The 26,944-nt window shown below is 46.5% G+C and carries 12 protein-coding genes and 1 riboswitch; all 12 genes read left to right on the forward strand.

Going from position 1 to position 26,944, the window contains the following annotated elements:
* Window positions 1-262 precede the first annotated feature (262 nt).
* Window positions 263-859 (forward strand): biliverdin-producing heme oxygenase, encoded by a 597-nt coding sequence (locus MHI12_RS13340; protein WP_405172630.1) that lies wholly within the window; start codon window positions 263-265, stop codon window positions 857-859.
* Between the two features lie 317 nt (window positions 860-1,176).
* The gene (locus MHI12_RS13345; RefSeq protein ID WP_405172631.1) at window positions 1,177-3,717 is read left to right on the forward strand and encodes a diguanylate cyclase domain-containing protein; all 2,541 of its coding nucleotides are present in this window, start codon (window positions 1,177-1,179) and stop codon (window positions 3,715-3,717) included.
* A 209-nt stretch (window positions 3,718-3,926) separates the two neighbouring features.
* Complete coding sequence (locus MHI12_RS13350) at window positions 3,927-5,507, forward strand: TerB N-terminal domain-containing protein (protein WP_405172632.1); 1,581 nt, start codon at window positions 3,927-3,929, stop codon at window positions 5,505-5,507.
* Window positions 5,508-5,513: 6 nt separating this feature from the next.
* Window positions 5,514-6,857 carry an ATP-binding protein gene (locus tag MHI12_RS13355; RefSeq protein WP_076330930.1) on the forward strand — a complete coding sequence of 448 codons (1,344 nt, stop codon included), beginning with the start codon at window positions 5,514-5,516 and terminating at the stop codon, window positions 6,855-6,857.
* The gene (locus MHI12_RS13360; protein ID WP_405172633.1) at window positions 6,854-9,073 is read left to right on the forward strand and encodes a DEAD/DEAH box helicase; all 2,220 of its coding nucleotides are present in this window, start codon (window positions 6,854-6,856) and stop codon (window positions 9,071-9,073) included. The genes MHI12_RS13355 and MHI12_RS13360 overlap by 4 nt, the downstream gene beginning before the upstream one ends.
* Before the next feature lie 147 nt (window positions 9,074-9,220).
* Window positions 9,221-9,331, forward strand: a riboswitch (purine riboswitch).
* 106 nt (window positions 9,332-9,437) lie between these two features.
* Complete coding sequence (locus MHI12_RS13365; RefSeq protein ID WP_017688752.1) at window positions 9,438-10,391, forward strand: DMT family transporter; 954 nt, start codon at window positions 9,438-9,440, stop codon at window positions 10,389-10,391.
* Between the two features lie 205 nt (window positions 10,392-10,596).
* Window positions 10,597-11,022, forward strand: a complete 426-nt coding sequence (locus MHI12_RS13370; protein WP_405172634.1) for a cupredoxin domain-containing protein — start codon at window positions 10,597-10,599, stop codon at window positions 11,020-11,022.
* 96 nt (window positions 11,023-11,118) lie between these two features.
* Window positions 11,119-12,141, forward strand: a complete 1,023-nt coding sequence (locus MHI12_RS13375) for an SDR family oxidoreductase (RefSeq protein WP_405172635.1) — start codon at window positions 11,119-11,121, stop codon at window positions 12,139-12,141.
* A gap of 155 nt (window positions 12,142-12,296) precedes the next feature.
* Window positions 12,297-19,799: a fibronectin type III domain-containing protein gene (locus tag MHI12_RS13380; RefSeq protein WP_405172636.1), complete on the forward strand. Its 7,503-nt coding sequence runs from the start codon at window positions 12,297-12,299 to the stop codon at window positions 19,797-19,799.
* Between the two features lie 127 nt (window positions 19,800-19,926).
* The gene (treR, locus tag MHI12_RS13385) at window positions 19,927-20,637 is read left to right on the forward strand and encodes a trehalose operon repressor (RefSeq protein WP_405172637.1); all 711 of its coding nucleotides are present in this window, start codon (window positions 19,927-19,929) and stop codon (window positions 20,635-20,637) included.
* A 173-nt stretch (window positions 20,638-20,810) separates the two neighbouring features.
* Entirely contained in the window at window positions 20,811-24,149 is a 3,339-nt protein-coding gene (locus MHI12_RS13390; protein WP_405172638.1) for a DUF5107 domain-containing protein, read from the forward strand.
* 51 nt (window positions 24,150-24,200) lie between these two features.
* Window positions 24,201-26,540 (forward strand): beta-galactosidase, encoded by a 2,340-nt coding sequence (locus MHI12_RS13395; protein ID WP_405172639.1) that lies wholly within the window; start codon window positions 24,201-24,203, stop codon window positions 26,538-26,540.
* The last annotated feature ends 404 nt before the right edge of the window (window positions 26,541-26,944 follow it).

Here is a 26,944-nt window from a genome sequence, read left to right on the forward strand (position 1 = left end):
GTTTTTATTGTTTTCGGTTAATACTAGAACATACAGATTACAGTCAGTTAAGATAACAACGGAGGAATGCATTGGCTGTACATTGATGTTGGATTCATATAGTTTTCTCAAACAAGAATAAGTATACTTACATAGAGTCTTTGCTTGTATTAAATGGAGCTGAATGCAAGAAAAGCAGTTTCTATTTCAATATACTGAGAATCAGTTGAGGATCAGCATTCATTTGCATCAATAGAACAGATTGTGAAAGGGGATAACTACGATGACAGCAACAACTATTATGGAACGTCTGAAGAGCGAGACCGCTCATTATCACAGACAAGTAGAACAGAACCCTTATGCTAAAGCCATTATGAATCAAACTGTGACTATAGAAGAATATAGAACATATTTAGAGAAATTTTATGGATTCCTGAAACCACTGGAAGATCAGGCTGTACAACAGCCTTTCTGGGAAAGTACGGAACTGGATATCGAGATTAGAGGCAAGGCTGGACTGTTGGAAAAAGATTTACGAAATCTGGGTGCCAGTGAAGAAGAGATCAGCCAACTTCCGCTCTGTGAAGAACTGCCGGATATTTCAACACCTGCGCGTTTGTTCGGATATCTGTACGTCATTGAGGGGTCCACGAACGGTGGACAGATTATGACCAAACGTTTGTCACAGTTCCTGCCCATTGAGGCTGATCGTGGTTTGGAATATTTCAATGCTTACGGCTCAGAAACAAGAACAAGATGGAGCGAGTTTACAGGTTTGCTACAGCAGTCCATCAGTACTCCAGAAGATCATGACAACATGGTACACAGTGCATCAGAGACATTCCGACTGTTAGATCAATGGATTAATACGGACAAGTAACATCCCTTTTCATCAACCTGAACGACTGTAGGGCGGACTTTTTTCATATTTTAGAAGGTATCTATATAAGTTGAACTAATACATTTACACCTAACGGAGAGGACAGAAAAAAGCTGGAAAAGCGAAGCGTTCGCCCAAAGCTTTCTGAAAGAAAGCTACATCGGAAGCATACGCTTATAACCGGATTTTCCCTTTAGAAAAGGGAATCGATAAAATCTGGGGATAACAGCGATTGGAAGGTTATTCTGTCATCGAGTGCAATGTAAATAATCATTAGTTCAACTTATATAACATCATGAGAGGGGATTTTCCTGGCCATGGCCGAACCAAAGTCCAAAAAAGGACAAAATTTGTTAAACCGCACACTGCTTCATCAGGGGACTTACACGAATGATCCTATAGATCTGAATAACTGTGATAAAGAACCCATTCATATCCCCGGTTTTATTCAACCTCATGGTGTTCTTTTGGCCATCAATACCAGTCATACGCCAACCATTGTTCAGTGTAGCCAAAATACGGAGGACCATCTGGGTATTGCCTATGAAGACGTTTTGGGCATGCCTTTGGAAAATCTGATTGGCAAGGAAGATGTATGCAAACTGTTGGCTAGCAGCTTCAATGCAGCTGTAACCTCTGATTTGCATTACATGGACCTGACCATTAAGGTATCCGGTGAAGACCGGATCTTTTCTTCTGTTCTTCATGAAAGTGAAGGTCTGCTTATTCTGGAAATTGAGCCTTTTTATGAAAAAGAGGACATGGAGACTACCGACTTTGAATGGATATCCCGTTTCTTTGGTCGGATCAAAAGTACAGATAGTCGTGTGGAAGCAAGTCAGATTGCGGCTGAACAGGTGAAGGAAATGCTCGGTTATGACCGAGTCATGATCTATGAGTTTGACGAGCAATGGAACGGTAAAGTTATTGCTGAAGCACGTGAACAAGAACTCGAACCATTCTTGGGACATCACTATCCGGCTTCGGATATTCCCAAGCAGGCTCGGGAATTGTATCTTCGCAATTGGCTACGAACCATTGTGAATGTCGATTATAAACCCGTCGAGATTGTGCCTATGCTCCAACCACTCACAGGCAAACCGCTGAATTTGAGTCTTTCGGTCCTGCGTAGCGTATCTCCTCTTCATATCGAATATTTGCATAATATGGGTGTGGGTGCGACCGTTACGATCTCGCTCATTCATAACAATCAGCTGTGGGGACTCATTACATGTCATCATTATTCGGCCAGATATGTACCCCATCGCGTACGGAATCTGTGCAATTTCCTGGGGGCGTTCTTCTCGAATGAATTATTCCAGCGTCAGCAGTTGGATGATTATCAATCGGAGATACAGTCTCGTGAAGCTGCTTCACGGATTGCCAACATTTTCATTGGTAACACAAGTCCTGCCCGAGTAATTGAGGAATTACAGGGAGAAGAAGAGACGGTGTTAAATCTGATGGATGCTTCCGGAGCAGCAATCTGTTACCAGGACAAGTTGTTGTTGTATGGTGAAACTCCGAACGGCGGACAGATTCGTGAACTGGCAGGTTGGCTTGCAGGAAAGTCCGAGGATTATAGTTATTACACGTCGAAGCTGAGTGCAGAGTATGAAACATCCAAAGCTTATCAGGATAAGGCTTCCGGGGTTATTTATGTTGCCATTTCGCCTGGACAGCATAACTACATGCTTTGGTTCCGACCTGAGGTCGTCCAGGTTGTTGATTGGGCGGGTGACCCCGCGAAGGCAGTGCTAAAGACAGATGATGGCATGCGGTTATCTCCGCGTAAATCATTCGAGAAATGGCGTGAGGTTGTAAAATCAACTTCCTATCCATGGACATCCAAAGAGTTGAGCGTGTTACCTTTACTTAAAACCATTGTACGTCGGCAGACAGAGAACCAGTTGGTTCAGGCTGAAGAACAAGCGTTGCAGAATGCACGTATTTTGCGACAAAACGAACAGCGTTATTTGCAGTTAATGGATTACTCGCCCGTGGCATTTTTTACTTTGACTGACAGTCAGATTATCTATTGTAATACGAAGGCTGCCGAGCTGCTTGGGTTCGAGAGTTCCAAAAACCTGATGGGCAAGGACTTCAGGGCGTTTGTACCTGAGCAAACGAGAGTGACGTTACAACAAAATTTTGAGGAATTGAAGCACAATAACACAAGTTTAATTACCAGCCAGTCGTATTTCACGACAGCGGCAGGTACCTCATTGTTGCTTGAAATTACACTTGCTTCTGTTACGCATGCGGGTAAACCATCTGTGATGGTCCTATTGCATAGTGGAACGTCCCACCATGAACAGGACAATTACACTGAAACGACGAGCCAGCTTCAGAACTATCTGACGACAGATCCGTTAACGGATATGCCAATTCAGACGGTGTTCAAGTCACAGCTTCAGGATGACTGGGATGACTGTTTACTGGAAAAATGCAGTCTGGGACTGCTCATTATAGATATTGATGATTTCCGTTCGTATAATGCAGCATACGGCCTTCAAGGAGGCGACCTGTGTCTGCAATGGATCGGTGAGGTGCTTACGGTAGTTAGCGAACAGCACAATGCTCTGATCTCTCGCCTTCGCGGAGGTACATTTATGTTGAAATTGAAGAACACAACGTCACAATATTCAGCTAAACTTGCGGAAGAGATCAGACAACATGTGCTGGCTCTACAGATTCAAAGGGAATCATCCGGTCCGAGCGGAGTTGTCACTGTTAGTGTCGGTGGTGCAGTACAGGTACCAGATGAGAATTCCAATGCATCCGAATTGATCGAAAAAGCGAGTCGAGCGCTGGCTCAAGCCAAAAGTGAAGGCAAAAATCGCGCAATTGTCGTGTGATTACGCCTGTGCAACGTTCGATTTGAAACGATACAATCATTATTTGAAAAAAGTTAAATAGACATGATGAAAAGAGGGCAGAAATGCCTTCTTTTTTGTGTTCAGGAATGTCTAAATTTCGTCACCGCAGACACAGGACAAGTGATATAATGATCCCTATGGATACACTTGTTCGTATTCTGTCTTGGAGGAGGGTGAGATAACGTTCTATGAAAGACAACTCAAGACAATTGGAATTTATGGAGATAGATCTGAGCGAAGAACCTGAAACAGCTGCGGTCCCGGTTCCTGATCGCTCAACCATTGTGCAGTCTGCACATGATACGATGCAGCATCGTGGAGGCATATTGTCCTCAGAGAAACGTTTTGTAGAGGAAGCAAAGCAGTGGGCAGAGATGGAGGGGGATGTATCCCCGTGGGTTCCCTTTATGAGTTACTGGCCAACGTACGGCGTGATGAACGAAGCCCAGCGCAAGTGGTATATGTTTTGGAGGAAGGAAGTACGTCAGGGGAGATACCCCGATACCGATCTGTCCTATCTATTTGTTCATATCTACGAGTTAATTAACGGCATTGGCTGGCAGAATCCTCAGGATGGTTATGATCAATTGAAGCAGCTATGGGTGAACTACCGTGAACGGCTGCCCCAATTAAATATATATATGCAAGAGTGGATGGTCGATTATGTGCTGGTCCATCAGATGGAGATGTCCTTATCCGAGGTTATGGACCTTTCAGGCGGATACCTGCCAGCAGAGATGCTGGATAGGGAGCTGCAACGTATTTTACAGGATAATGTATCGGATATCTCGCTGAATATGCTGCAAAGATATTATGATTACGATATTACACTCAGTAAATTCTATAGAGATGGCGGCAAAGAAGTGATGGAGCAGTACATCCCGCGGGTCATGGCCTTGGTTGATTCGTACCTGGAACGTACGCAACAAGTTGGACTGTTGCCTGAGTGTGATCCCAACGATGAACGCACGATGGAGCGCATTCTGTTTCGCAAAGCAGTCTATGATGATTCGATCTATGGAAGATCGGTAGCGTTCAGATATATGCCCATAGGTGAACAGGCTGAATTTGTGCAGATGGTCACGCGGATCTATCGATGTACTGAAAATAAACTTCGTGAACTGCTTGGATTCAGAGGGCGATTGCGAGGACAGACTCTTGAACCCGAACTTGCAAATCTGATTGAACGTTACCTGGACAAAACATATGCGATCGAACAGGCGGAGTCTGTGGAACAACCGATGATTCGGATTGACACAGAGAAATTGGCATCGTTACAGCAGGAAAGTGAGTACGTACGTCTGGCACTTACAATTGAGGATGATCACGCTTCTGAAGTGAAGGATGAAGAAGTTAACAACGCAAATGTTACAAGTAATCCATTCGATGCACTGGAAGCAAGGGGTGAGATCACTTCAACTGAAGATTCCATGGAGCCAGCAGCTCTATCTGAAGTAGAGATTGCAGCAGGAGCGTCAGCAGAATCGATTGAGTTGCAGTGGAACGAGTCTGCTGAGGCTCATCTGGATGAAGAATGGCTGATCTTTGCCAAGGAACTCTCCCCTCAGCAGGTGCAAACGATTCATGTTCTACTTGGCGCAAGTCCAGATACGGAGCTGATGCGTCTGGCTGAGCAATATGGAACGATGCCTACGCTTCTGCTGGATGAAATTAATGATGTGGCTATGGAAACGATCGGTGATCTTCTGATTGATGGTGATCGGATTGTTCCTGATTATATAGATGTGTTCGAACATGTGAAGAGGTGATACGCAGTGACAGAACTTAAAATACCAAAGCGGCTGACCACCGCACTTGTAAATTCATTGACGGCGGGTGTTGTCCCGCGAATTGGACTGGAGCAGATTGCTGTTGGTCGGAAACCGGAAGTGGAAGCCATTTTGCGGGATATGGACAATATCGCTGAGGGCGGCGCAGCGTTTAAACTTATTACGGGTCGTTACGGCAGCGGTAAAAGCTTTCTTTTGCAGATGATTCGTAATTATGCGATGGATCGTGATTTCGTTGTGGCGGATGCGGATCTGTCACCTGAGCGACGATTGGTGGGGACCAAGGGGCAGGGACTTGCGACATATCGCGAACTGATGACTCGTCTGTCTACACGCACACGCCCGGATGGGGGAGCGTTGGAGCCGATTTTGCAAAAATGGATCGCAGGGCTACAACAATCCACCATGCAGAGTCAGAACTTGCGCCCGGATGATCCCGCTCTGCCGCTTGAGGTAGAGAAGCAGATCTATGCAGTGACGGGGGAGATGCAGAATCTGGTTCACGGCTTTGATTTTGCCAAAGTACTGGCTTCATACTGGAACGGGTACAAGCTGGCTGATGATGATCGCAAACAGGCGGCCCTTCGCTGGCTTCGAGGAGAATTTGCAACCAAAACGGAAGCGAAAAAAGAACTGGCTGTTGGCGTTATCATTGACGATGACAACTGGTATGACTACTTCAAATTATGGTCTGAATTCACAGCGCGCATTGGTTACAAAGGATTGCTGTTGTTCATTGATGAAGCGGTGAATCTTTACAAAATTACAAACAGTGTCTCCCGCCAAAGCAACTATGAGAAATTGCTGACCATGTTCAATGATACGATGCAGGGCAAAGCGGAGCACTTGGGCATATTTGTAGGCGGTACGCCGCAATTTGTGGAGGATGAACGACGCGGACTATACAGCTATGAAGCGCTTCGCTCCAGGCTTATTGATGGTCGTTATGCGACCAAAGCTTACGCGAATTATACAGGCCCGATCCTGAAGCTTGCGATGTTATCGCATGAAGAGATTCTGATACTGCTCCAGAAGCTGCGACAGATTCATGCCCTACATTTTGGATACAGCGCAAGTCTGACGGATGAACAATTGGTTGATTTTATGCAAACGGCGGTGAACCGACTGGGTGCGGATGAATTGCTGACAACACGTGAAGTGGTACGCGACTTTATGGATGTACTGCATACGTTACACCAGAATCCTGAAGTGACTTATACTCAATTACTTGGCGAGCGGGTTGCCAAACCTCAGGAAACGGGTAAAGGGGCAGATGCTTCCGCAAATACAGATGATCTGGACGATTTCCTGGCGGAGTTTGAATTATGAGTGATAATCCATTCTATCGGCTGGCGCCGTTTGTTCAGGAATTTATATATAAAAAAAGATGGGAATCGCTTCGGCCTGCCCAGATTGAGGCCTGCAATATCTGTTTTCATACCCCGCATCATATGCTGATTGCAGCGGGAACAGCCTCCGGCAAGACGGAGGCGGCTTTTTTTCCTGCATTGACCGAGCTGTATGAACGGCCTTCCAAGTCGGTTGGCATTTTGTACATTGGACCTCTGAAAGCCCTGATTAATGATCAATTCGAACGTCTTAAGGATCTGTTATCTGAAGGAAATATTCCGGTTTGGCATTGGCACGGGGACGTACCTCAGGCGGAGAAAACAAAACTGATGAAAAATCCGTCTGGTGTGCTCCAGATAACGCCAGAATCGTTGGAAGGTCTGCTCATGAATCGACCGAATGCAATCCCGGCGCTGTTTCATGACTTGCGATATGTCATCATCGATGAGGTGCATGCCTTTATGGGAGCGGATCGGGGTATTCAAGTACTCAGCGAACTTGCCAGAATCGAGCGTATGGCTGGCTGTGCACCGCGAAGAGTGGGCTTGTCCGCTACACTTAGTGACTATGATGCGGCTACATCTTGGCTTGCTGCCGGAACGCAGCAGGGGGTGGATGTGGTCTCTTCACCGGGGGGCCGCAAGCTGCGACTGCGGGTGGAACATTTCTCTTTTCCAGATGCACAGGACGAGGAGCAGGCGGAGCAGCTTCATAACGCCCGTAAAGCGTACTACGACTTCATTTATGAGAGTACACATCGTAAAAAAGCGCTGATCTTCACCAACAGCCGCACGGATGCTGAAGTCACCATTCTTGAGATGCGGCGGGTCGCGGCTCGCAGGCAAGAGCGTGATGTGTTCCATGTGCATCATGGAAGTATCTCGGCCATGCTGAGGGAAGAGACGGAAGCTGCCCTACGCACTGGATCGGGGCCCGCGGTTGCTGCGGCAACGGTCACGCTTGAACTGGGCATCGATCTGGGCGAACTGGAACGTGTGGTTCAGCTCGGTGCACCGTATAGTGCGTCCAGCTTTGTACAGCGTCTGGGACGTTCAGGGAGACGAGAGGACATGGCATCAGAGATGCTTTTTGTATGTCCGGAGGAAGAGGACGAGGAAGCGCAATTGCCAGCGCGTATGCCGTGGACGTTGATGCGCGCGATTGCTGTTATCGAACTGTATGTAAAAACGAAGTGGGTCGAGCCGCTTGAAGCCCGCAAAATGCCCATAGGTGTGCTCTATCATCAGACGATGAGCATGTTGAAAAGTATGGGGGAGGTGGAGCCGAGAGATCTTGCAGAAGCCATCCTTTCGCTGGCCCCATTTGCGTTGATTAGACCTGATCAATATCAGGTATTCCTGAATTACCTCATTGAGACGGATCATCTGCAATGGACAGAGGATCGAACATTGATCATCGGTCTGACCGGTGAGAAAATTGTGAATAATTATCGCTTCTATGCAGTGTTCAAGGACGATGAGGAACATAAAGTACTAAACGGCTCGGAAGAGATTGGTTCGATTACAACCGTACCCCCACCTGGCTATTGCTTCTCGCTCGCAGGAAAACTGTGGAAAGTGGAAGAAGTCGATCACAAGCACAAGGCTGTGTATGTGAAGTCTGCAAAAGGTAAGGTAGATACGTTATGGCTTGGAGCGGGAGGAGATATTCATACGTCGGTAGTACAGAAAATGCGTGAAGTGTTGTCCGACTCGACCATCTATCCCTATTTGTCACCACAAGCCGTCAATCGACTTGAACGGGCACGCCGCTTAGCTCGTGAAAGCGGACTGTTGAAGCAGGTCGTCATTCCGGCAGGGGGAGATTCGATGTATGTTCTTCCTTGGGTGGGAAGTAAATCATTCCGTACATTGGAGCGCCTGATGAAGCATAATCTGTCCAAGAAACTTGCCTTGCGTTCGGTTGTGCCCATGGAGCCATATTATTTTGTAGTATCGGGCAAGGTCGACGAACGAACATTGTTAGCCGAGATCATGAGTGAGTGTCGAACGGCTGAAGACGCATCTGCGTTACTGGCTGAAGATGAAGCACCTTATCTGGGCAAGTATGATGAATTTGTCGCGCCGCCTTTGATCCGTGAGGCTTTTGCTGTGGATGGGCTGGATCTGGATGGATTGAAGGCAGGTTTACAGCAAACATTGGAGTGGGACTCCTCAGGTTCCAATCGGACATGACGTTTTTACGTAATTAGAGTACTCGAAGAATGGTACGGCGATCGAAGCGACTCGGTGTAATAATTTAGTTCAACTTTTTATACGGAATAGGGTTGACACCATCTCACCTCCCATGTAATATATGAAAAGTCGTCACACACGAATTACATCAAATTGCATATATCATTTCGTATAACCTCGCAGGCCGAAAGTGTACACAGGGCGAGGGTCTCTACGGGAAGCCTATACTTCCTAACTACGATGCCAAGGAATCAATGTATTCCTTGCTCGTAGTTAGGATTTTTTGCATTTAGATGGTGTCTGTGACCTTGGCATGAACCAACATGCGGGCGTATTTTTCTTATCATCAGGAGGTTTATTCACAATGAAATATTATCTGTCCGTTCTCGCGGGAGCGATGAGCTATGGCATATTATCCACGATTGTGGTTCTGGCGTACGGCGAAGGATATAAACTTGGAGAGGTTGTGGGAGCACAGCTGATCACGGGTTTTCTTCTATCCTGGATGCTGGCGCTATACACAAAATTTAGAACAAAACGTAAGTCACAGGCAAATGGCAAAGCATCAGGAGCCGTGGCACAGGTATTCAAGCGGTTGACGTGGAAACAACGTCTGATATTGATGGCTGCTGGAACACCAACGGTAATTACAGGTCTCGTGTATTATCAGTCTTTACGTTATATCCCGGCTTCACTTGCCATTATCCTGTTGTTCCAGTTCACTTGGATTAGCGTATTGATTCAGGCGATCAGCAAACGTCAACGTCCAGACAAAGTCACGTTCCTGACGTTGATCATTCTGTTTGGTGGAACCTTGCTGGCAGCGGGTTTCCTGGAACAAGGATTGGGTGAGTTCAACGGTCTGGGTATTGCTCTTGGACTAATGGCAGCCGTAAGTTATTCCCTGTTTGTCTTGTTCAGCGGCAAAGCGGTTCCTTCAGCGCATCCAGCCTTCCGTAGTGCGTGGATGGTTACAGGCGGATTGATCCTGCTGTGCATTTTGTTCCCGCCGACATTCCTCTTTAACGGATTGATCTGGAGCCAGTTGCTTGTATTTGGATTGCTGCTTGGATTCTTCGGGGCATTCATTCCACCAGTACTGTTCGCTATCGGCGTTCCGCATATTGGTGGTGACATGGCCGGAATCCTGGGTGCAGTGGAGCTTCCAATTGCAGTATTGTTATCCTCAATCGTGCTCCATGAGCATGTCAGCGGATTGCAATGGTTCGGAGTTATTATTGTGCTCATTGGTGTAGCCCTGCCAGAGTTGTATAAATTACGCATGAGACGAAGTCGGAATACACCGATATATTCCTGAGTTATACCAAAAGGGATATAGCGGAGCATGAACGGGAATACCCGTAGATAAGCCTGAGAAATCAGGCTTTTTTTAATGAAATATTTTTGCTCAAACACAATAGCCCAGAGGGGTCATTTTCATTGTCATGCGAATCAGGTATGCTTAAAGAATACATCCGTCTGTTGATTGAATATTGATGGGACATCGAATGAGGAGTGTTTATATGAAAAGCTGGATTGGAAAAACATGGCCTTGGTTAACGCTGGGTCTGACCGTTGTTGTACTGCTTGGATCATTTTTGGTTTATTTTATGGGCAAAGACTTATCCCCGGGATCAGGAAGTGCTGTAACTGCACAAGCCGAGACAGCGGAGGATTTGAAGGGATATGAAGTCATTGATGTGGACGTAAGTAACGATGGTTTTGGACCAGACGTTATCGAGGTGAAAGCTGGCGTACCGACCAAAATCAACTTTATTCTGACCCGGTCGGTGACACATGTGAAATCAGTGGGATCACAAAAGCTTGGCATGGATCTATACATGCAAAAGGGACCCAATTATTATACGGTCGACAAAGATCTGCCTAAGGGAGAATATGAGATCCATTGCGGCATGTACATGATATATGCAACGATTAAAGTCGTATAAACAGAAGGAGCAAGGTTTCGGGTTACCGAGCTTTGCTCCTTTTTTTGGTGCGTGATATCATGGAAAAGTGGGTAAAATCGATCAGGAGGTGGCGAAATGAAAGCGCTATTTATTGGAGGGACAGGCACCATCAGTACGGCCATTACGGAGATGCTTGCACAGCAAGGCTGTGAACTGTATTTAATTAATCGCGGCAATCATAACGATGACTTACCTAGTGAGATCAACGTACTTCAAGCGGACATTAATGACGAGACACGTGTAGCGGAACTGATAGCTGATCTGGAATTTGATGTTGTGGCAGACTTTATCGCTTTTGTACCGTCTCAATTGGAGCGAGATTACCGTTTGTTCAAGGATAAAACAAAGCAGTTTATATTTATCAGTTCAGCATCAGCGTATCAGACTCCCCTGGCTGATTACCGGATCACGGAAGGTACGCCCTTATCGAATCCATACTGGGAGTATTCTCGCAACAAGATTGCCTGTGAAGACTATCTGATGAAACAATACCGCGAGCATGGGTTTCCTGTGACCATCGTGCGTCCAAGCCATACGTATGGCGACAAATCGGTACCTCTCGGTGTTCATGGTGCTCAAGGCAGCTGGCAGGTTCTCAAGCGTATCCGTGAAGGCAAACCCGTTATCATCCATGGAGATGGCACCTCACTGTGGACCATTACGCACAATACTGATTTTGCCAAAGGATTTATCGGGCTTATGGGAAATATCCATGCCATTGGTGAATCGGTACATATCACCTCAGATGAATCCGTCACCTGGAATCAGATTCATGAGATTATAGCTGGTGTGTTGGGAGTTAAGCTTCATGCGGTACATGTACCCTCTGAGTTCTTGGCCGCATGCAGTGATCAGGATCTTCGCGGCGGATTGCTGGGTGACAAAGCCAATACCGTTGTGTTTGATAACAGCAAGCTGAAGCGGCTTGTTCCGGAATTTGTAGCAACGACAAGAGCCGATCAGGGCATTCGACGTACGATTGAGCACATTCTGGCGCATCCTGAGTTACAGACCGAAGATCCGGAATTTGATGTATGGTGTGACAAAGTCGTTGGCGCATTGGACGAAGCGTTATTAAAGATCAGAGATGAGAAATGAGAAGTAAGGCGTTCATGATCAAGTGTTTACATTCATGCGCTTAATCGTTATAATCAAGAAAAAATGACACTTGTTAGGGGAGGCACCCCAACTTAGGACATCGTTCCTTTGTTGGGGTGCCTCCCTTTTTTGTGTGCCAAAAAGGAGAGTAGACGTTGAAGAAATCAGGAAAACGTGTGAAGAAACAAGCGGAACAGCTAACCAAAGTGGTGCTGGCATTTGCGTTATTATCACCTCAAGCCCTGTTGCTTGATTGGGGTGCAGCCACGGTAATGGCTGAAACAGTTGAAACGATCGGGATTGTATCCGATACGTCCAGCATGAAGGCTGTACAGTCATCCAAGGTGAAAGTGGAGATGAACAGTGATGGTAAATACAGAATTGTATTACTACCAAACACAAATGTATTTTACGGTGGTGATACAGGGAATGTATCCACCATTATCGACCATAACGGATCTCCCGTGAACTTCAAAACATTGCCGCTGAATTATTACCGAATTAACAATAATGTGATTGAAATGTCCCGGCAAAAGGACAATGTGGAATATATTTTGCGTGTATCTATCGTTAATGCTACCTCACAAGGTGGGTACATGAAGGTTGAACTGGAAGCTATCAACCGTAGCGGAACGGCACTGAATTTGGGTGGAACATTTTATTGGGATACGATGGTGAATGGCAATGATGCATCTCCGTTTGAAGTCATCGAGAATGGATGGCGCAATTACAGCGGCGGTGTTCAGGTCACGGCTTTTTATGCCAATACGTACAATGTTGTGAATGCAGATCGCATATATATGGGCCAGTACAGCAGTCCAGACAGCGCCCAACTCACAGGAGGGTCTTCACCTTCAGCGTTCACTCCAGGCCAGACCGTTACGGCGAGTGATACAGCTGCACAATTTTGGTGGGACGCCAAGACAACAGCGAATCTGGCTTCACGTAAATTTTCAACCATTGTGGGGATTGGTCCCAAAAATGCTCCACCTTCATTTACCTTAACAGCACCCTCTTCGGGTCAAACCTATTACAAAGGCGAGCAACTTCAGATCTCTGGTACAACGCGAGATACGGATGTAGGCGACCTATTGACCGTAAAATGGTCCATTGATGGTGGGTCGGAGAATATTCTGACCCAGATGACCGCAACGGGTTCTAATCAGTCTTTTAACACCAATTACACATTGCCTGACACCCTGCCAGATGGCACACACACGTTGCAAGTATGGGTCATGGATGACAAAGGTGGGGTGTCCTCAGCAGGAACCGTTAACTTCACGGTAAGGAGTTTTGTTGTGCCTGGAACGCCGACATACACATTGGTTAATTCTAATAACTTGACGGTCAACTGGGATAAGAAGGCCAATGACGCTTCTGTTACGTATGAGCTGAAGAATATGACGACGAATCAGATCGTGGATACAGGTCCGTCAAACAGTCGGCAGGTGACTGGACTCACTCCGAATACGAGTTATTCTTTTGCCGTACGGGCCAAAAATTCAAGTGGTTCCTATACGGGCTACTCCAGTCCAGCTTCCAAGTACACACTGGCCAATCCTCCCGCGGCTGCGGCTGTGACACAATCAGGCAACACCGTTACAGCGAGTTGGAGTAATAATAGTAATCCTGCAGGCACCCATTACAAAACGGAAATACGTAGTCCAGGTGGGCAAGTCCTCGCAACGGGAACAACAACTTCCACACGTACAGAATTCGCCCTGACCGGACTCGCGGATGGAAAATATGAAGTATTTGTGGCGGCACTGAATGGTGAAGGGATACAGACCCCGTTTATATCCGTTGGAGAGATGATTAAAGATACAACGGGTCCAACTGCTCCTTCTGTTACAGTGACTCCATCCACATGGACCAAGGAAGATGTTCTGGTCACGGTTGAAGAAGGAAAGGATGCCTTGAGCGGAACTCAGAAGACTGAAGTAAAAGTTGGTCCGGCAGGAGAATGGCGTGAATACAGCGCTCCGTTTACCGTAAGCAGTGAAGGAAACACAACTGTTATGGCACGCAGTATTGATGCGTTTGGTAATACAGGACAGGAAACGGCTGTGACAGCCAGGGTAGATCGGACGGCACCAACGCCACCTGTCATCTCGTTGAATCCGCCCGATTGGACAAAAGCAGCGGTAATCGTGACATTAACGGAGGGTACGGACGAAGCAAGTGGCATTGGTCTGACACAGTACAAGCTAGGAAGTGAGGGGGAATGGATCGACTACAAGGCTCCTCTTACACTCAGTGAAGAAGGAATAACCGAGATTTACGCACGAAGTGTTGATCGGGCCGCCAATGTCAGTGCTTCCACTTCGGCAACAGCCAGAATCGACAAGACTGGGCCTGAGCAACCAACGATTACGTTAAGTGAAGAGCATTGGACGAATCAGGATGTAACTTTTGCGATAAACAGTGGTGAAGATACGGGCAGTGGGCTTGCCAAGAGTCAATATCGACTTAACAAAGAAGGTCCTTGGATCGACTACACGGGCGAAGTGACGGTTACTGATGAGGGAGAAACGATCGTATATGCACGCTCAATTGACCGTGTAGGCAATATAAGCACGTCCGCTCAGGCTACAGTTCGAATCGACACGACAGCTCCAACCGAGCCGGTAATTCGTTTAAGTTCTTCTGGATGGAGTAAAGAACATGTGCAATTCACGATCGCTGGTAGTGTGGATGAACGAGCGATATCCTATGAATACAGCATGAATGATGCTCCTTATACAACAGGAAATACGGGTACAGTAAGTACGAACGGGGCTACCACCATTCGGGCGAGAGCAAGGGATGCCGTTGGCAATGTGAGCAAGGAAGTCAGTCAAATCGCCTATGTGGATCAGATCGCGCCCACGATTACAGTTGCCCCGAACGGACAAGGCTGGACGGACACGGACATATACACTACCATTCACTATGCCGACGCCCACTCAGGCATTCAGGAACTGGAACGATTCTATCAAGTTACGAACAGTGCAGAATCACCGGAGCATTGGCTTGAAGCTCGCTCTGACGAGCATAAAATATCCATCGAATCGGAAGGTATATGGTACATCCATGCGAAAACCATGGACAGAGCAGGGAATACATATGAGACAACATCATCACCTTACCATATTCAACGCAAGCCCCAGCAACCGAATCATGTGAGAATGACACAGATCGCTGAGACTTCAGCTGAACTTACAGTGGATTTGCCAACGGGGGAAAGATATACCGATGGATATCAGTATGAGATAACGAATAAAACGACAGGACAGTCATGGACACTGGATTATCCTAACCACAGTGTAATCGATCACTCCCTAAGCGGTGGTCAGGTCTATGAATATGAAGTTAGAGTGAGAAACCATACCGGAGTAAGTGATGCAGTAAGCGTTCAAGTATTAACTACCCCGGCAGCTCCCGGAACGTTGCACGTTCGAAAAGTAGATTCACAGCCCAATTTGGCCGAGATTCAATTTGATTCAGTACGAGGAGCAGATGCTTACCGCATCATTGCGACTACTTCGGACGGTGCCACCGTATTTGATCAGACGGTATCTGATCCTGGTAGCCTTCCCTATGTCAGCAACCTCGTTCCAGGAACCATTCATAACATCTCGATAACCGCAATGAATGAAAGTGGCGCAGGTGGTAGCAGTAGGACCGGATTTCTCACACTGCCGGCAATGCCCGGTGAGTTTATGGCCGTTCAAATTCAGGAGCATGATATTTCATTAAAATGGGAGACAGTGACTTCTGCAACGTATTATGGTCTTTCACGCGATGGAACAGCCATATATGAAGGAGAGCAGACGGAGTATCTGGACTCGGGTCTGGATAGCGGAACGGAGTACAGCTATACGTTAATAGCCGGAAATGAGACAGGAACAGGACCGTTGGCAGGATTACCTTTGCTCAAGACTTTACCTGGGCAGGTGTCCGGCTTACAGGTATCCGATGCTTCCACAGGGAGCCTTCGTCTGAATTGGGAAGCAGTACGAGGAGCCGATCGTTATGAGTTATGGTTGAATGGAGAGAAGTCGGGAACGGTTCCTGCTGGAACCCAAGAATGGGTTTTTGCGGGACTGAGTTCAGGAACATCTTATCAACTGGATGTACAAGCAGTGAACGGAAGTGGACAGGGGATGCGCAGTTCGGTATCAGGAACAACGTTACCAGAAAGCCCGTCGGGACTTCACGTTGTTCAAGTAACTGAACAGGGAGCAATCTTGAGCTGGGAGCCTGTAGCTGGGGCAACGAAATATCGGGTGGTCATCGATGGACATAGCCATGAGATATCAGATACACAACTCGCAGTTCACCACCTGTCAAGCAGTCGTGAGTATACTTATGAAGTACAGGCGGGCAATGCTGCCGGGTACGGTGCATCCACCAGTAGTACAATTCTTACGCTACCTAGCAGGCCGGAAGGACTGAATGTCACATCGACTGATGAGACAAATATGGGACTTGCATGGCAAGCTGTAGATACGGCAAATCTCTATATTGTGAAAATCAATGGAACAGAAGTGGGCAGAACATCAGAACTAGCTTACACGGTTGAGGGATTATTGCCAGGTACAGAGTACACTTTGCAAGTTCAAGCTGCGAATACTTCTGGTCCAGGTGAGACAGCGCAGCTTGTCCGATTGTCCAAACCTGTGTCGCCTGACGAAGTACTTGTTGATCTAGGAGTACATCATGCAAAAGTTTCCTGGTCTGTCGTGGAAGGTGCCGCTGAATACGTGATTGAGCAGAATGGCAAGGAGATCTATAGAGGAATGGAGAATGAAGCAACGATTACAGGGCTCCAGGATGGAACGTGGCATCGCTATCAACTATGGGCGGTCAACAGACAGGGAACTCGTTCTGAAGCGACGGATGTATCTCTGCTGACTTTGCCTGAGAAACCCGTTAAGGTTGTAGTATATGATGTGGCAAAAAACAGCCTAGGTCTGGATTTCAGTAACACAGGTGTCCAAGGGGCAGATCATTATGTCATTGAACGGGATGGAAGAGAGATCGCTCAGATGGATTCAAGTGAGACCCATTTCGTTGACAAGGATCTGTTGCCAGGAACGAAATACACTTATGTGATTCGGGCAGTCAATGCGAGTGGAACGAGTGCGCCGCTTACTTTGGGTATAATGACTCAAACGTTACCATTGGTTGCAGAAGGTATCACAGTTGAAGCCGGAACACATGCGGTGGATCTGGCTTGGGATGTTGTTCAGGGAGCGGCTGCATATGAGATTCGTAATCGGGTAACGGGAGATGTACAGAGCGTGTCTGAACCGTCTGTACATCTCAATAGCATGCTGGATGGCACAGTGTATGAATTCGAACTTGTTGCGATTAATGAAGATGGTCATCGGTCAGAGTCTATTCAGATTCAGGTTTTAACGAAACCCATATCACCTCAGACGGCAGGCATAACACACATCACAGATCAGACTGCGGTACTGGACCTGACTGGAAGCTCCACACGGGGAGCAGAGCAATTCATTATTATGCGGGATGGTGTTGAAGTCGCTAAGGTTCCAGCAGATCAAGCTTCATTTGAAGATGATGGACTGACACCAGGAGAGCATTACACGTATACCATCAAAACATCCAATGCAACGGGAGAGAGTGATTCCGGTTTCGAAGTTCACTTGCGCACGTTGCCTGCAACCATTAACGAACCTTTACATGCAAGCATGATTGGGGAAAAGGAGGGATTGATCTCTTGGCCAAAGGTGCAAGGTGCGGACGGATATACCATACGTATCGGAGATCAGATGTTCACCACGATTGAAGAAGGGGATATCACAGAGGTGAGATTAACTCATCTGGAGAGTGCAACCCGATATGATCAGGTACAGACTATTCCTTATAATACGGCTGGTTCAGGAAACCCAATGACCGTGACTCCTTTTTACACCTTGCCTCATGTGGATTCACTGGAAATGAAGATATACCCCGAGACAGATCACGCCAAACTGGAATGGGACTTCCCATATGGGAACGAAACATTTGTTGTATTGCTAAACGGTACTGAAGTATATAAAGGCAAAACAAAAGAGTTTATTGTTGAGCAACTAGATGCAGGCAAACAGTACTCGATTGAAATCTACACAGAGAATGATCAGGGAGATGCATCGGAGAAGCTGGCGTATTCTGTCCTGACCAAGCCAGCAGCTCCCGTCAAAGTGGAGTATCATTCGGCGAAGGACCGCATTCGTCTTATATTGGAACAGAGCCGGGTCGAGGGTGCCGAGTTGTTTATCATTGAGCGTGATGGTGTAGAGGTTGCTCGTGTTCCTGCAGACGAACTGTTCTATGAAGATAAGGAACTTGAACCGGGCGTGAACTATATCTATACAGTGAAGACCATGAATGCCTCGGGCAGTAGTGATGGTGGTTATTACCTTCATGCCATGACTTTGCCCGGTAGTGCTGCTTCACCTCCTGTAGTAGAGGGACGTTCCACGTATGGTGCAGACATCGTATGGGAACTGATTCCTGGTGCTGCGGGTTATCGAGTTTATGGAAATGAAGAGCTTATCGGAACGACAACGGAGACATCCATACATGTGTCTGATTTGAACAGTGCAGAGCATTATGCTGACTTCATCATTATTCCATTTAACGAGGCAGGGGATGGTGAAGCGCTTGAAGTACCGGAATTTGAGACGCTGCCTTCCGAGGAACTGACAGTAGCAGCCATAGCGCAAGGTACTAACACGATTAAGCTAACTTGGGAACTGGATTCAATGAATGAAGTGATTGTGATCACCCATAAAAATCGTGAGATCTACCGTGGCACCGAGCGTAGTTATGTATGGTCAGGGCTGAATGCCGAGCAGCATTATGAGGTGGAAGTATGGACGGAGAATTCAGCAGGTGAAAAAAGTGAAAGAAAACGGGCCGCAGCCACGACCTTTCCGTATCTACCATCCGCCTGGAGCGGTGGCGGTGCAACCCCGAGTCCCAACGTTACTTCGGAACAAGCCGATGAGATGAGTTCACAACCAGAACCGTCTGAGCAACCTGATGTACCTGCGAAAAAAAATATCAAATTTATTGATATCAGCCAAACATTCAATAAAGATCAGATCACCTGGCTGGCGGAACAAAATATCATTCAAGGTGTAAGCGAAACTCGCTTCGAGCCACGTCGTCCGATCACCCGTGCGGAGTTCACTGCATTAATCGTGCGTCTGATGGGTGTGGACACAACGGTTAATGAACAGCATGGATTCAAGGATGTGAACGATGAGGATTGGTTTGCTCCTGAGATTAAGGCAGCCGTTCACCATGAGATGGTTCAAGGGATGGGGAACGGCAAATTCGCTCCACATGCCCTGGTGACACGGGAACAGGCATCCAAGATTATAGCAAATGTTGTTCGTAAAATCAGACCGGAACCGCTGACTTCCCCAAGAGCGTTTACCGACCAGACTGATGTATCTGATTGGGCCAAAGAAGAAGTGCAGGAACTTGCAGGTTTGTACATGATTACCGGATATGAAGACGGCAGCTTCCGTCCAATGCAGCACTTAAGCAGATCCGAAGCTGCAGCGCTGATCTTCCGCTTAAATAAGCTGATTCAAGTTATGGATGAGAAGCGTACAGATCAAGTGGAGAAAGCGTCAGCGTTCGATCGTCATATCTAGATTGAATTGAATCATACATGTGATACTGCAATCATCGGCAGTAACGACATTACCGCTTGATTGGTTTTTAATGCTATAATGGTTGCCAATATGATAAAAAAAGGGTAATGAACAATGGTGATGAATAATGAATAATAAATTTATCCGGATATATGAAGATATTGCAGATCGTATTCGGACCGGAGAGACTGAGGCAGGGACGCTGCTTCAATCGGAACTGGATCTATCGGAAAGTTATCAAACGTCTCGAGAGACTATTCGCAAAGCATTGAAAATGTTGTATGAAGAAGGTTATATTCAGAAGATTCAAGGCAAGGGTTCGATTGTACTGGACATACGCAAGATCGATTTTCCCATCTCAGGTCTGGTTAGCTTCAAGGAATTGGCCAAAAAAATGGGACATCGCGCTCAAACGTATGTGAAGGTTTTTGAGGAGCAACAGGTCGATCAAGCGTTGCACAAAAAAATTAACTTTGGTCTGAATGAACAGGTCTGGGAAATCAGACGTGTGCGCAAAGTGGATGGAGAGCATGTCATACTGGACAAAGATTACATCAGCCAGCGGCTTGTTCCTGGGCTCAGCAAAGAGATCTGTAATGATTCCATCTATCAGTACATTGAGCAAGAGCTGGGGCTTTCCATTTCGTTTGCCAAAAAAGAGATTTTGGTGGAAGAACCCACCGCTGAGGACAGGGAACTACTTGACCTTGAAGGGTTCCATAATGTGGTTGTGGTGAGGAGCCAGGTGTACCTGGAGGATGCCAGTCAATTTCAGTATACGGAGTCGAGGCATCGACCGGACAAGTTCAGATTTGTGGATTTTGCACGTCGCAGATAAGTTAATCAAGATCAATCAGAGAGTACCTTTCACTGCATTATTCAGTGGAGCGGTACTCTCTTTGGTTATGGGGGAATCCGAAGATCGTCCATCAAGAACCGCTTAATGTCAATGTTCTTCCTGCATGTCGGAGCGTATGATCACAATATATACGAGGCCGAGGAGTGAGGGAATTGAATCACGTGACAGCGACATCAAATGTTCGCATATGGGAAGAAACCAGAGATATTCCAACCTATGGTACAGGTAAACCGGACAAAAATCCGATGTTTCTTGAAAAGAGAATCTACCAGGGGAGTTCGGGTAAGGTGTACCCGCATCCTGTAATCGACAGCATTGAAGATGAGGCCAAAATGAAGTCTTATCGATTAGTTATTCTTGAAAATGAATATGTACGTATCGAGATGATGCCCGAACTGGGTGGACGGATCTATCGTGCGCTGGATCGGACCAACAACTACGATTTTGTATATTATAACCGGGTAATTAAACCTGCGCTCGTGGGTCTGGCAGGGCCATGGATTTCCGGTGGAATTGAATTCAACTGGCCACAGCATCACCGGCCCAACACATTTGGTCCAGTCGATTATACATTTGGCAGTAATAAAGATGGAAGCGCTACCGTGTGGGTGGGTGAGATTGACCGAATGTATGGTACCAAAATGACCGCTGGCTTCACATTACATCCCGGCAAAGCCTATCTTGAAATCCATGCCGAGGTATACAATCGCACCAGCACACCTCAAACTTTTCTATGGTGGGCCAACCCGGCTGTAGCCGTCAACGATCATACGCAATCCGTGTTTCCGCCTGATGTAACAGCTGTGCTGGACCACGGAAAACGGGACGTATCCCGCTTTCCCATCGCAACCGGCACCTATTACAAGATGGACTATTCCGAAGGTGTGGATATCTCGCGATACAAAAACATACCGGTTCCAACATCCTATATGGCTTATAAGTCGGATTATAATTTTGTAGGGGGTTATGACCATGGGATTCAGGCAGGTTTGTTACATGTAGCCAATCATCATATTTCTCCGGGCAAGAAGCAATGGACCTGGGGGAACGGGGAATTCGGGCAAGCCTGGGATCGTCAGTTAACGGACGAGGATGGACCTTATATTGAATTAATGACCGGTATCTATACCGATAATCAGCCTGATTTTACATGGTTACAGCCTTATGAAGCGAAATCATTTTCACAGTATTTTATGCCGTATAAAGGAATTGGTATGGTCAAAAATGCATCGATTGATGCAGCGGTTAATCTGGAATTGGACGAAACGACCGGAATGGTAACCGTGAGGGTATATGCGACGTCGGTTTTTGAACAAGTGACCGTTGAAGTGATAGGTCCAACCACGGTATATCTCCATGAGAGATGTAATATCTCACCTACGGAACTATATAAATCTTCATTTGCGTGGAGCGGACAAGATGAATGGCATCAGTTGAAATTAAGTGTTCGAAGTGCGGAAGGAAGAGTACTCGTGGCCTATCAGCCAGAACGTTCTGAGATTCAGGAAGTTCCAGATCCGGCCACACCACTCCCGCTACCATCCGAGATTCGTACGAATGAACAACTATATCTGGCTGGTCTTCATTTGGAGCAATATCGGCATGCCACGTATGAACCAGAACCTTATTATCTGGAAGGTTTGAAGCGTGATGCAACGGATATTCGTCTAAACATTGCGTATGGCACATTGCTGCTGCGTAGAGGGTTGTTTCAAGATGCAGAGAAGTATTTCAGACAGGCAGTACAATCGCTGACCTGGAAAAATACGAATCCATATGATAGTGAAGCTTTTTACCAACTCGGTCTGAGCTTGAAACTACAGGGGAAACAGGAAGAAGCCTACGCAGCACTGTATAAAGCCGTATGGTCTGCACAGTATCAGGATACAGGTTATTACATGCTTGCTCAGATCGATACGGCGTTACAACGGGACATCGAAGCGTTGGATCACATCGAACGTTCGCTGATTCGTAATACCAGAAATTATAAGGCTCGGCATCTGAAGGCGGCTTTGCTGCGTAGACTGGGTCAAGATAAACAGGCAATCCAATATGCGCGTGAGACGTTGGCACTGGACCCGGTTGAATTTGGAGCCGCACATGAATTAGTCCTGATCTACAGCGGAGCAACTGCACCTTCAGAGAGAGAACAAGCGGGGCAAACACGTGAGCATTTCCATCGTCTGATGCGAGGGGACGTTTATAATTATCTGAATCTAGCCGCAGACTACGCGGATTGTGGATTGTGGGAAGAAGCACTGATGGTACTCTCTTATGTTGAATCCGAAATTGCACAGCCGTATCCTATGGTTGGTTATGCTCAGGCTTACTTGTATCGTCAGCTGGGGGATGTGGAGCAGGCCCGAGAATGTCAAAAGCAGGGGAAAGCTGCTCCAACGGATTATTGTTTTCCTAATACGTTATTTGAATTCATGGTGCTTCAGGATGCATTGGCAGTGGATTCGAATGATGCGCGTGCTCACTATTACCTGGGAAATTGGTTATATGATCATAAACGCTACGAGGAAGCAATCACCCATTGGGAAACTTCACGCGAGGTGAATGCTGCATATTCCACTGTACATCGGAATCTGGGACTGGCTTATTATAACAAGCTGAATCGCCCCGATCTTGCACTGACTTCATTAGAGGACGCTTTCCGGTTGGATTCACAGGATGCGCGAATCTTCTACGAGTTGGATCAATTGCACAAGAAGATAGGGTATTCTTGCGAGCGTCGAATCAAATTACTGGAACAACATATGGAGTTGGTTCACCACCGTGATGATCTGTATATCGAGTGGGTGACTTTATTGAATATGCAAGGTAGTCATCAAGAAGCATGGAATGCCCTTCAGACCCGGCGGTTTCATCCATGGGAGGGTGGAGAAGGCAAGGTGACAGGACAATATGTTACGGCACTGACGGAACTGGCAAAGCAAAATCTAGAGAAACAACAACCTGAACTAGCATTGGAGCTGTTGAAGAAGGCTTTGGTTTACCCAGAGAACTTAGGTGAAGGTAAATTGGGGGGAGCCGGAGATAACCCCGTTTACTTTTATCTTGGCTGTGCCTACCAGCAACTGAAGAAGAATCACGCTGCAGAGGAGAATTTCCACAGAGCATCTATCGGTCTGAACGAACCGACAAGCGCGATGTTTTATAATGATCAACCGCCGGAATCGATCTATTATCAGGGACTGGCCTGGCAGAAGCTTGGCAATGTGAAGGAAGCCAACAGGCGGTTCAACAAACTAATTGACTATGCGGAAAGACATATGCATGATCACATCCGAATGGATTATTTTGCGGTATCCCTGCCCGATTTCCTGGTGTTTGACGACGATCTCAATCAGCGAAATGAAGAACATTGCCGATATATGCGGGCATTGGGTCTTCTGGGGCTGGGTCGGACAAGTGAAGCCAAACTTGAGTTGGAGCGGATATTGGAGAAAAACCCGAATCATCAAGGGGCAATCATTCATCGCTAATTGATAATCGTTTCAACACATCCCATTTATATCGAAGGAGTTATATAATCCATGAATGATACTATAGCAGGTAGCCAGATTCGTTTCCTATTGGATGCGGAAGATAAAGAGATTCGTGCAGGTCGCATGACTGGCAGTGGCGGCAAAAGCCCACGAGGGGAATCGTATGATTTTACAAACTATTATATGACTCGTAATGCTAAACCCCATATTCCCGTGGTAGGTGAGTTTCATTTCTCCAGATTCGCTTACTTGCAGTGGGAAGAAGAATTACTGAAGATGAAGGCAGGCGGGGTGAGCATTGTCGCTTCCTATGTTTTCTGGAATTTTCATGAGGAGCAGGAAGGCGAATTTAATTGGTCAGGAAATCTGAATTTACGGCACTTTGTGGATCTGTGTGGCAAACATGAGCTGCCTCTGATCGTGCGGACTGGTCCATTCTGTCATGGGGAAGTTCGTAATGGCGGGATGCCAGATTGGTTATTCAGTTATCCATTTGAAGTGAGATCGAATGATGAAGGGTATTTGTATTATGCCAAGCGATTATATCGTGAGATTGCCCGTCAGCTCAACGGCTGTTTTTATCAGGAGGGTGGCCCTGTTATCGGGGTACAGTTGGAAAATGAGTATATGCACGCTGGCGCACCCATGGATGCCTGGGGATATACCCGCGAAAAATATATTACCTCCGGCCGGGACGGGCGAGAACATCTGAAGATGCTTCGCCATATTGCCGAAGAAGTCGGTATGAAGCCGATGTTCTATACTGCCACGGCCTGGGGCAATGCTGCGGTGCCTGAAGAAGGAACATTACCGATGCTAGCGGGGTATGCGTACACACCATGGATTCCCAATCAGCCTCCGAGCCGGGAGTATTTATTCCGGGATCTGCATATGAATCCTGTGGAAGAAGTGGATTATGACAGTCTGGAGTACCCTGCTGCGTATTGCGAGCTTGCTGGAGGCATGCAGGTCAGTTATCACGCTCGTCCGGTTGTTGATGCGGACAGTGTTGAGGCAATGACCATTGTGAAACTTGCGAACGGCAGCAATCTGGTTGGGTATTATATGTATCACGGGGGTACCAATCCAATAGGCAAAAATTCATATATGAACGAGCAAGCATTGCCGAAAATGACGTATGATTACCAATCGCCACTCGGGGAATTTGGGCGTGTTGGTGAATCGTATGACCGCATTCGTACCTTGTCCATGTTCCTGGAAGCATATGGTGAGTTGCTTGCACCAATGGGCTGTGTTGTACCGGATGGTCAACATGCGATAACACCGGAGAACACGATGGATCTGCGTTGGTCTGTTCGCCAACAAGATGGCTCGGGATTCCTGTTCATGAATAATTATCAGGATCATGTGGCGATGCCTGATCGAGATATACAATTGGAACTGCATACCAGCAAAGGGACTGCTTTTTATCCAAGAGAAGGAACGATGCAGCTGAAATCCGGCATGGCGGCCATTCTGCCTTTCCATATGAATCTGAATGGAATGAAGATCATTAGTGCTACCGTTCAGCCACTGACCCGATTTATGGTAAATCAGGAGCTTACGGCTGTCTTTTATGCCCATGATGGCATGAAGCCTGAGTATGTTATTGATACATCATCTGTTACGAATGTGGATATGCCTGAAGGTACAGTATCGGAGCAGGCGAATGAAATTGTGATTCACCCGATTGCCGGCAAGGACCATCATCTGCGAATCACAACATCGGACGGTATGGTCATACGAATCATTACATTGACCCGTGAAGAGGCATTACATGCCTACCGTTTCCGAGTGGGCGGAGAAGAAAGGCTTGTAATTAGCAGCAGTCATCTGTATGTACAGAATGAGATGCTCCTATGTACATCTGTGGAGCAACCAGAGATGGAGGTATCCTTTTATCCGGCTCCAGAGCATGTTTCAGCTTCGAAATATGCTGCGTCATCCCAGTCGAAGCAGGGAATATTCGGTACGTACACATTCCAAGTTTCGCCTTACGAGCCTGCTGTAGAGGTTGATTACCCCAAAGAGTATGCAGCAACACTGAGATTGGACACAGCGTGGCCGGAACAAGTAAATGACGTGTGGGTTGAGATTGATTATGAAGGAGATGTTGCAGCAGCACATATTCATCATCAGATGTTAACAGATCATATTCACTATGGGCATAGCTGGATGCTTGGTTTGAAGCAATCCCGTCATTTGTTGGCTGATCACGCGCTTCGTCTGTCTGTAACCCCAATTCGAAAAGGGACGACTGAGAGTTATGTGAATCAGGCTTATGTGGAGCGATTTGAGGGTGTGGAGATCGGGAAGTTTAATGAGATTCGGGTGAGACCACAGTACCGGGTTAGGGTGGTATTGGCGGGAGTTAGGGAAGACACTTAGACTAAATCAGGGATTAAACAACAGATAAACAAGACTTAAACAAGAGTTAACTTTCGTTAATAATACAGAGGGTTCTTTCTCCGAACGATTGTGAGGGGAGAGAGCCTTTTTTGCTGTGTTATGTAAAAACAAATGATTCCTAATCATGGTAAAAAGATCTTGACTGGTAAGCGTTTTCAATTTATTATAACTTCATAACCTTAACGATAAAGTTTATTTAAACTAAATGACGTAACTTATATAAAGTTATTTGTTATTTATTTAATAACCAAAAAACTTCTATTACCAACGATTTTAGTTAACTTCTTGCCTAGAGCAGGGTTAATTGAAATAAAAAAACAAATACAGGAGGTTCCAAACGAATGGTTAATCTGAAAAAGTGTACAATCTTCACGGTTATTGCT

This window comes from Paenibacillus sp. FSL H8-0280, from assembly GCF_045040665.1.
In the GTDB taxonomy this organism is placed as follows: domain Bacteria; phylum Bacillota; class Bacilli; order Paenibacillales; family Paenibacillaceae; genus Paenibacillus; species Paenibacillus xylanexedens_A.

Coding starts and splice junctions, on each gene's coding strand:
- MHI12_RS13340 (WP_405172630.1), top strand. CDS start 263: ATGACAGCAACAACTATTATGGAACGTCTGAAGAGCGAGACCGCTCAT.
- MHI12_RS13345 (WP_405172631.1), top strand. CDS start 1,177: ATGGCCGAACCAAAGTCCAAAAAAGGACAAAATTTGTTAAACCGCACA.
- MHI12_RS13350 (WP_405172632.1), top strand. CDS start 3,927: ATGAAAGACAACTCAAGACAATTGGAATTTATGGAGATAGATCTGAGC.
- MHI12_RS13360 (WP_405172633.1), top strand. CDS start 6,854: ATGAGTGATAATCCATTCTATCGGCTGGCGCCGTTTGTTCAGGAATTT.
- MHI12_RS13365 (WP_017688752.1), top strand. CDS start 9,438: ATGAAATATTATCTGTCCGTTCTCGCGGGAGCGATGAGCTATGGCATA.
- MHI12_RS13370 (WP_405172634.1), top strand. CDS start 10,597: ATGAAAAGCTGGATTGGAAAAACATGGCCTTGGTTAACGCTGGGTCTG.
- MHI12_RS13375 (WP_405172635.1), top strand. CDS start 11,119: ATGAAAGCGCTATTTATTGGAGGGACAGGCACCATCAGTACGGCCATT.
- treR (WP_405172637.1), top strand. CDS start 19,927: ATGAATAATAAATTTATCCGGATATATGAAGATATTGCAGATCGTATT.
- MHI12_RS13395 (WP_405172639.1), top strand. CDS start 24,201: ATGAATGATACTATAGCAGGTAGCCAGATTCGTTTCCTATTGGATGCG.